This is a genomic window from Streptomyces sp. NPDC102437 (genome assembly GCF_044765565.1).
Lineage (GTDB): Bacteria > Actinomycetota > Actinomycetes > Streptomycetales > Streptomycetaceae > Streptomyces.
In genome coordinates this window covers 115,985-123,710 of sequence record NZ_JBIWKI010000007.1, presented here as the reverse complement: position 1 = coordinate 123,710, position 7,726 = coordinate 115,985, and the positions used below count along the sequence as shown (strand labels likewise).

The following is a 7,726-nucleotide window of genomic DNA, read 5'->3' as shown; positions in this document are numbered from 1 at the left end:
ACGAACACATGTGACTGACCATCACATCGCCGGGCAGGGGCGGGTACCGAGTGCTCTCATCAGCAAGCGAAGAGAATAAAGGGAATCAATGACAGGGAAAGAGGGGCGACCTGTGAAGCGAGAGCGGTCCAGCGAGGAGAGTGAGTCCGGCAACGGCCGGAGCGAGGCCTCGGGCGGAACGGTTCCGGACGGTTCGCAGGGCGCGGTTCCCGGGAGCATAGGCGCCCCGTCCGCACCCTCGTCCCGCACAGTGACAGAGGGCGGGGGCACTTCGGTCACCGGCGGCAAGGACGGTGGCGGCGCGCGGACACCGACCTCGTCGAAGTCCGGCCCGGAGGAGGCCGGGGAACCCGCGGTCCAGACCCCGGCGGTGGTGCACGCGGCCGGGGTCTCCATCGGCAGGACCGCGTCCGGGGCCGAGGGCCAACCGGGCGGCGAGGACTCGGCGGTTGCCCAGGAAAAAGAGGCGACGCCGGCGGCCGAAACGCCCGCGGTGGTGGCCAACACCGCCACCACCACTGCTGCGGGCACTGCCTCCTCGGGCTCGTCGGGCGTCGCGGAGAGCACCGCCGGGGGGACGACCGGGGCGAGCACGTCGTCGCCCGCGACGGCCGCCGCGGAACCGACGCCCGCAGGGGTACGCTCCGCATCGAAGAAGGCAGCTTCCGAGGAAACCGCTTCCGAGAAGACCGCTACGGAGCCGGCTGTCGCTGCCGCGACGACCGGCTCCACAGCGGCGGCCGTCGCGGCCGGGCGGGCCACCGCCACGGCCGCCGTCTCCGCCGCGGCTTCGTCCGGCCCTCCCGGCGATGCCGCGGCGGGCGAGGGCGGTGACCCGGAGCGCCCCGGCCGGGTGTCGCGCCCGATGGTGGTCGCGGCAGCGTTCGCCGGTGCACTGCTCCTCGCGACCCCGTTCATCGTGGCGGGCGCCCAGAAGGACGAGGACAAGCCCGGGAACACCGAAGCGGCGGCGGCCTGGAAGGAGGACGGCCGGGCCGGTGGCTACGTACCGGGCACCGACCCCGACAGCCCCGAAGGCAAACGAGCCGTCGGTGGCGACAAGCCGGGTGGTGGCCCGGCCCGCGGTGACAAAGGCCCCGTCGGTGACGTTCGCGCGGACACCGGGGACGGACGGAAGCCCGCGGACGGATCGGCCGAGGAGACGGCCAAGGGCGGCAAGGACACCACGGGCCCGGCCGACAGGACGGCGAAGAGCGGTTCCGGCGACAAAGCCCCTGCCGACACCGGCTCGGACACTCCCACCAAGGCCCCCTCGGCCGGTTCGGCGCCCAAGTCGGCGCCCGCCGTGGTGTACAGCGGCGTGTCCGGACCGGAGTGCCCCACCCAGCGCTTCCAGAAGTCGGGTTACTACAGCGACGGCAAGGAGGGCTGGGCCACCCACAGCGGCGGCTTCGGCGGGTACGGCTGCGCGGGTAAGTACCTTTCCATGCCCATGTCCGGCAGTTCCTCCAAGGACTCGGGCGGATCGGCGACCTGGCTGTTCGACCTGCCCGCCACCGCCAGGAAGTGCAGCATCTCCGTCCACGTGCCCGGGAGTTCCGACATCAATCGGGTCGGCGGCAACCCGAGCTACTACACCGTGTACGACCGGTTCCTGCCCAGGACCAGCAACCTGGTCGGCTCCTACTACGTCCGCCAGCAGGAGCGTCGCGGCACCTGGTACAACGTCCCGGGCACCTTCTCCGTCGACGCCAAGAAGCTCTCCGTGCAACTGCACGACCGGGGCGAGGACAACAACTACGAGCACCACGCGATATCCGCGCTGAAGGTGACCTGCACCGGCTGAGAAACCGGCTCGGACACCACTGAGAATCCGGCTGCGTCACCGGCCGGCGGCGCGGTCCGCCGACGCCCCGCGCACCAAACGAACGCGGCAGGCGCCCGGTCCCCGGAAGGCTTGGCCTCCGGGGACCAGGGCACCTGCCGCACCAGTGCCGCCCTGGAGCCACGGGCTCGCCCGGCCGTGTTCAGCCTCCGCCGCGTCCGCCGCGCTCCTGTTCGGCACGGTGTCCGGTCCGGCGACGTTGCGGTCGCCCGCCTCCAGCACCAGCAGCGCACCGGCCGCAGTGCGGACAGCGGGAGGGGCAGGCGGTGACCGGCTCGTTCGGCCGGCAAGCGTCAGTCGGAGGTCACCGGCAGGACATCCGGCGAGAGCGCGCCGGCGCGGGCCGAACCGCTCGTCATACGGCGACGATGGTGACGCCGGCACAACACCTCGTAGCCGATCTCCGTAGCGGGGCTGCTCACGTCACCGACAACGACCTGCTCTCCCTCGATCACCATCTCGCCGCCCACCGTGCGGGCATTGTGCGTAGCACGCGCCCCGCACCAGCACATCGCTTCCACCTGAAGCGTCTCCACTCGGTCCGCCAGCTCGATCAGCCGCCGCGAGCCGGGGAAGAGCTCCGTGCGGAAGTCAGTGGTGATCCCGAACGAAAAGACATCCAGGCCCAGGTCGTCCACAACCCGCGCCAATTGATCGATCTGCACCGGCTCCAGGAACTGCGCCTCGTCCACGATCAAGTAGTCGACCCTGCCACCCTGCGACACCCGGTCGACGACATAGGCATACAGATCCATGCCGGCCACCGCCTCGACCGCCTCGGTCACCAGCCCGAGCCGCGAAGAGAGCTTCCCCTCCCCCGCGCGGTCGTCCCGAGTGAAGTTCAGACCCTGCAGCCCCCTCGCCGACCGGTTGTGCGCGATCTGCAGCGCCAGTGTGCTCTTTCCGCAGTCCATCGTTCCGGAGAAGAACACAAGCTCGGGCATGAGGGGCTGAGCACCTTTCGGGCGGGAGGAGAAGCAGTGGGCGGTGGGGAAGAACGCGGTTACGAGCGTACTTCGAGGAGCGGGACGAGCTGCTCGACGGGGGTCATCGAGCCGTGCATGCCGACCATCGCGGACTCGTGCGGCTCATTGACGGAGGCGGTGATCACCACGTCGTCGTGGGCCGCCGCGACGACGTCGCCGATCCTGCCGTGCACACGCTCGTCGATCTTCGGGCCGAACCAGCCGGCCGCGATCGCCTCGTCCCTGCTCACCACCCAGAACTGCTCGCCGAGCACTTCACGCCAGACGGCCAGCACGTCGTTCTCGGCTCCCGGGACGGCGTACACATGGCGGGCCCGGCCCTCGCCGCCGAGCAGGGCGACGCCCGCGCGCAGTTCCCAGTCCTCGTCGAAGTCGATCCGGGACTGCTCGTCGAAAGGGATGTCGATCATGCCGTGGTCGGCGGTGATGTAGAGCGCCGAGCGGGGCGGGAGCTGTTCGGCCAGGCGCCGCGCCAGGCCGTCCACGTACATCAGCTGGCCGCGCCAGGCATCGGAGTCGACGCCGAAGCGGTGGCCCTTGCCGTCGACCTCGCTGTAGTACGTGTAGACGAGCGACCGGTCACCCGAGGCGAGCCGTTCGGCGGCGGTCTCCATCCGCTCCTCGCCGGAGAGCCGGCCGAGGAACGAGCCGCCGCTGAGCGCGACCTTGGTGAGCGGGGTCTGCTCGAAGGCGGGGGCGGAGACCTGGGCGGTACGCACACCTGCGGCGTCCGCGAGCTGGAAGACGGTGGGGTACGGCTGCCAGACCTTCGGGGGGGTCCAGGGGTTCCAGCGGAGCTGGTTCATCAGCTCGCCGGTCTCCGGGTTGCGCGCGCTGTACCCGGGCAGGCCGTGCTCCCCGGGCGGGAGGCCTGTGCCCACGGAGGCCAGCGAGGTCGCCGTGGTGGCCGGGAAGCCCGCCGTTATCGGACGGCCTGTGCCGCCGCGCGAGGTGGGGAGCAGGGAGTGCAGAAACGGTGCCTCGTCGGGGTGGGCCTTGATCTGCTCCCAGCCGAGGCCGTCGATCAGGAACACGCAGTTCCGGTCGGCGGGGGTGAGTTCGGGGATCGCCGCGGTGAAGCCCGGAACGCCCTGTCCGGCGACGAGCGTGGGCAGCAGATCGGCGAGCGATCCGCTGCCGTACTCCGGCACCGGGGCGCTCTCGACAGGGAGCAGAACGGGGTCCTGCCAGGCCGGCTGTGCCATCAGCGGCCGGTCGCCGCGGTCGCGGCCGTGGCCTCGGAGAGCGACTGGGCGAAGGCGAGGGTCTGGCGGACTGTGTCCGGGCCGTCCCCGGCCTCGCTGACCCGCAGGCTCAGGTCGTCGGCGGTGGAGTTGCCGGTGTAGCCGTGGTCGGCCTCGCAGTTGGGGTCGCCGCAGGCGGCCGGCTCCAGGTCGATCCGGGAGACCGCGCCCCAGCCGATGGTGAGGACGACCTCGCGGGGCAGCGTGCCGGGCACGTACTTCTCGGGGTTGGCGACGACCCGGCTGACCACGACCGACGAGATCCGGTCGAGCTTGACCGACTCCGTGGAGGTGGTGGCGTACGGGGTCGGGGAGCTGGTGTCGGCGTTCTGCTCGTCGGTGTGGCTGACGATGAAACGGTTGTCCGTCAGGACCAGGACCGTGACGTGGCGGCGCACCTCGTTGGAGTCGAAGGTGGTCTCCTGGTGCACCAGGTACGAAGCGACCGGCTCACCGCCCACGGCGGCCTCCACCGCCTCGGCCACGAGGGCCGGGTAGTAGCCACTGCGCTCGATCGCCGCGCGCAGCCCCTGGGTCGTCGTACCGGTCTTTGCCATGAGGACCATCCTACGGGGGGCTGATGACTGCCGGGGACGTTGCGCGGCAGGGCGGTCCGGGCCCGACGGCGCCCGGGTCAGTAGTTGGGGAGGCGGCGGGGGCCGAGATCGGTGCGGGCCGGGGGCGGCGAGAGGCGGACGCTCGCGCCGAGGACGGTCAGCCCCTGGGTTGCGACCACGACCGGTTCCAGGGCGATGGAGACCACCTCGGGGTGGTCGTCGACCAGCCGGGAGACCCGCAGCAGCAACTCTTCGAGCGAGGCGGTGTCCACCGGCGCCGCGCCACGCCAGCCGAACAGCACCGGGGCCGCCCGGATGGACCGGATCAGTTCGGCGGCGTCGCGGTCGGTGGCCGGGACGAGGCGGTGGGCGGTGTCGCCGAGGAGTTCGGAGGGCGCGCCCGCGAGCCCGAAGGAGAGGACAGCGCCGGCCGCCGGGTCGATCGTGGCCCGTACGACGGTGTCGACGCCGCGCGGCGCCATGGACTGGACCACGGGCTGGAGTTCGGCGGGCTTGCCGAGGAGGTCGGTCAGTTCGCCGTACGCCCGGCGCAGCGCGGTCTCGTTGGCGAGGTCGAGCCGGACACCGCCGAGATCGGCCCGGTGACGCAGGTGCGGCGCGGTGGTCTTGAGCGCCACGGGGTAGCCGAGCCGGGCCGCCGCCGCGACCGCGGCGTCCGGGTCGGGCGCCGGGAGCGTCGCCCGTACGGTGATGCCGTAGCGGCCAAGGAGTTCGCGGGCCTGGTCGGGTGTGAGCTGGAGACCCCTCGGGTCGGGGTCGGGGCCGAGGAGGGTGTCGATGAGGCCGGCGGTGCCGGGCTCGTCGATGGTGTCGTCCAGGAACTCGGGCACCTTGCCGGGCACGGCGGCCTGCCGCCGCCACTGCGCGTACCGCACCGCTTCGGCCAGGGCGCGCACCGCCCGTTCGGCGGCGGGGTACGCGGGGATCCGGCCGTTCCGGGCACCGGGGGCGCCGGCGAGGGGGGCTGTGCCGGGGGCGCCGGCGAGGGGGGCTGCGGGTGCCGGGGCGGGGCCGGGCGGAGTGGTCGATCCGGTCCGCGCTGCCGGGGCGGGCGGGTTCTGGGCCGGGGCCGGGCGGGGCTGGGCGACCGTGCTGGTGGCCGCGGCGAGAGCCTCGGCCAGCCCGCCGATCTCGACGTGCACGACGGCCACCGGCTTGGCGGGGCCTGCGGCGGCGGCCGTGTGCAGGGCTGCCGCGAGCACCTCCCCGTCGCCCGATTCCGCCTCGCCGTCCTCGCCGACCCACGGGATCGCCGTCACCACCACCGAGTCGCAGCCGTCGTCGGCGAGGGCCTCGGCCAGGGCGTTCCTGAAGTCCTGCGGGGTGGCGGCGGTGGTGAGGTCGAGAGGCGGGCGCGGGCGCAGCCCTTCGGCGAGGCAGGCGTCGTACGTGAGGAGGCCGAGCGATTCGGAGTTGCCGAGGATCGCGACCCGGGGGCCGGCCGGGAGCGGCTGGTCGGCGAGGAGGAGGCCCGCGTCGACCATCTCGGTCACCGTGTCGACCCGGATCACGCCCGCCTGCCTCATCAGTGCCGAGACCGTCGCGTCCGGGATCCGGCTGATCGGTACCGCGTGGCCGGGCGGGGTGGAACCGCTGTGCCGGGCGCCCTTCACCACGACCACCGGCTTCACTGCCGCGGTACGCCGCGCGAGGCGGGTGAACTTGCGGGGATTGCCGAGCGATTCGAGGTAGAGCAGGGCGACGTCGGTGTCGGGGTCCTCGTACCAGTACTGGAGGAAGTCGTTGCCGGAGATGTCGGCGCGGTTGCCCGCCGAGATGAAGGTGGACAGGCCCGCGCCGCGCCGGTAGAGCCCGGAGAGCAGCGCGATGCCGATCGCTCCGGACTGGGTGAAGAGGCCGATGCGCCCGGGGGCGGGCGGCTCGGGGGCGAGCGAGGCGTTCAGCCGAACCGTTTCGGCGTTGTTGATCAGGCCGAACGCGTTCGGGCCGATGATCCGCATCCCGTACGAGCGGGCCTGGCGGACCAGCTCGCGCTGCCGTTCCCGGCCCTCGGCGCCCCATTCGGCGTATCCGGCGGAGAGCACGACCAGGCCCTGGACGCCGTGCTCGCCGCAGTCCGCGACGGCTTCCGGGACCCGGTCGGCGGGAACGGCGACGACCGCGAGGTCGACCGGCTCGTCTGTCTCGCCGATCGAGCGGTGGGCGGGGACGCCGTCGATGGTCGCCTGGCCGGCGGCGAAGGCGCGGTTCACGGCGTACGTGCGGCCGGTGAAGCCGGCCCCGAGAAGGTTGCGCAGGACCGTGCGGCCGACACCGCCCGGAGTCCGGCCGACGCCGATGACCGCGACGGACCCGGGGGCCAGCAGGCGCTGCACGGACCGCGCCTCCGCCCGCTGCTCACGGCCGCGCTGGACGGCGAGGGACTCGGCGGTCGGTTCGAGGTCCAGGGTGAGGTGGACGGAGCCGTCCTCGAAGCTGCGCCGCTGGGTGTATCCGGCGTCCCGGAACACCTTGATCATCTTGTTGTTGGCGGGCAGCACCTCGGCGGCGAAGCGGCGGATGCCGCGCTCGCGTGCGACGGCCGCGATGTGTTCGAGCAGCGCCGAGGCCACGCCCCGGCCCTGGTGCGCGTCCTGGACGAGGAAGGCGACCTCGGCCTGGTCGGCGGGGGCGGAGGCGGGCCTGCCCCGCTCGTCGATCCGGTCGTAGCGGACGGTCGCGATGAACTCGCCGCCGACCGTGACGGCGAGCCCCACCCGGTCGACGTAGTCGTGATGGGTGAAGCGGTGCACATCCCGGTCGGACAGCCGCGGGTACGGGGCGAAGAACCGGTAGTACTTCGACTCGTCGGAGACCTGCTCGTAGAAGCTGACCAGCCGTTCGGCATCGTCCGTGGTGATGGGCCTGATGCGTGCGGTGCCTCCGTCGCGGAGCACCACGTCCGCTTCCCAGTGGTCGGGATAAGCGTGATGCGGACTCTGCTCGGGCGCGGGCTGCATGGGCAAAGCGTACGGCTCTGTCAGCGGTCGCGTAGGTCCCGGGGCCGGGGCAGTCTGAGAGGGCCGATCGGCGGGGTCGCGGGCATTGCGGGCTGTTCCCCTGGTCGGCCGG

5 protein-coding genes are annotated in these 7,726 nt (G+C 72.6%); 1 reads left to right on the top strand and 4 read right to left on the bottom strand.

Going from position 1 to position 7,726, the window contains the following annotated elements; genetic code table 11:
* Nucleotides 1–112 precede the first annotated feature (112 nt).
* Nucleotides 113–1,807: a hypothetical protein gene (locus tag ACIRJP_RS11590; protein WP_404171406.1), complete on the top strand. Its 1,695-nt coding sequence runs from the start codon at nucleotides 113–115 to the stop codon at nucleotides 1,805–1,807.
* Between the two features lie 332 nt (nucleotides 1,808–2,139).
* Here the strand turns inward: ACIRJP_RS11590 and ACIRJP_RS11585 are convergent, their stop codons facing one another.
* The 4 genes from ACIRJP_RS11585 to ACIRJP_RS11570 form a co-directional block, all read right to left on the bottom strand.
* The gene (locus ACIRJP_RS11585) at nucleotides 2,140–2,790 is read right to left on the bottom strand and encodes a thymidine kinase (RefSeq protein WP_404171403.1); all 651 of its coding nucleotides are present in this window, start codon (nucleotides 2,788–2,790) and stop codon (nucleotides 2,140–2,142) included.
* A 59-nt stretch (nucleotides 2,791–2,849) separates the two neighbouring features.
* Nucleotides 2,850–4,037, bottom strand: coding sequence for an alkaline phosphatase family protein (locus ACIRJP_RS11580; protein ID WP_404171400.1), 1,188 nt, complete (start codon nucleotides 4,035–4,037; stop codon nucleotides 2,850–2,852).
* Nucleotides 4,037–4,633: a DUF5998 family protein gene (locus tag ACIRJP_RS11575; RefSeq protein ID WP_093539487.1), complete on the bottom strand. Its 597-nt coding sequence runs from the start codon at nucleotides 4,631–4,633 to the stop codon at nucleotides 4,037–4,039. Before ACIRJP_RS11575 ends, ACIRJP_RS11580 begins: the two co-directional genes overlap by 1 nt.
* A gap of 77 nt (nucleotides 4,634–4,710) precedes the next feature.
* Nucleotides 4,711–7,614: a GNAT family N-acetyltransferase gene (locus ACIRJP_RS11570; protein WP_404171397.1), complete on the bottom strand. Its 2,904-nt coding sequence runs from the start codon at nucleotides 7,612–7,614 to the stop codon at nucleotides 4,711–4,713.
* Nucleotides 7,615–7,726 lie beyond the last annotated feature (112 nt).

Bases quoted from the DNA above. Each gene is read 5' to 3' on its own strand.
- ACIRJP_RS11570 (WP_404171397.1), bottom strand. From the start codon at position 7,614: ATGCAGCCCGCGCCCGAGCAGAGTCCGCATCACGCTTATCCCGACCAC.
- ACIRJP_RS11585 (WP_404171403.1), bottom strand. From the start codon at position 2,790: ATGCCCGAGCTTGTGTTCTTCTCCGGAACGATGGACTGCGGAAAGAGC.
- ACIRJP_RS11575 (WP_093539487.1), bottom strand. From the start codon at position 4,633: ATGGCAAAGACCGGTACGACGACCCAGGGGCTGCGCGCGGCGATCGAG.
- ACIRJP_RS11580 (WP_404171400.1), bottom strand. From the start codon at position 4,037: ATGGCACAGCCGGCCTGGCAGGACCCCGTTCTGCTCCCTGTCGAGAGC.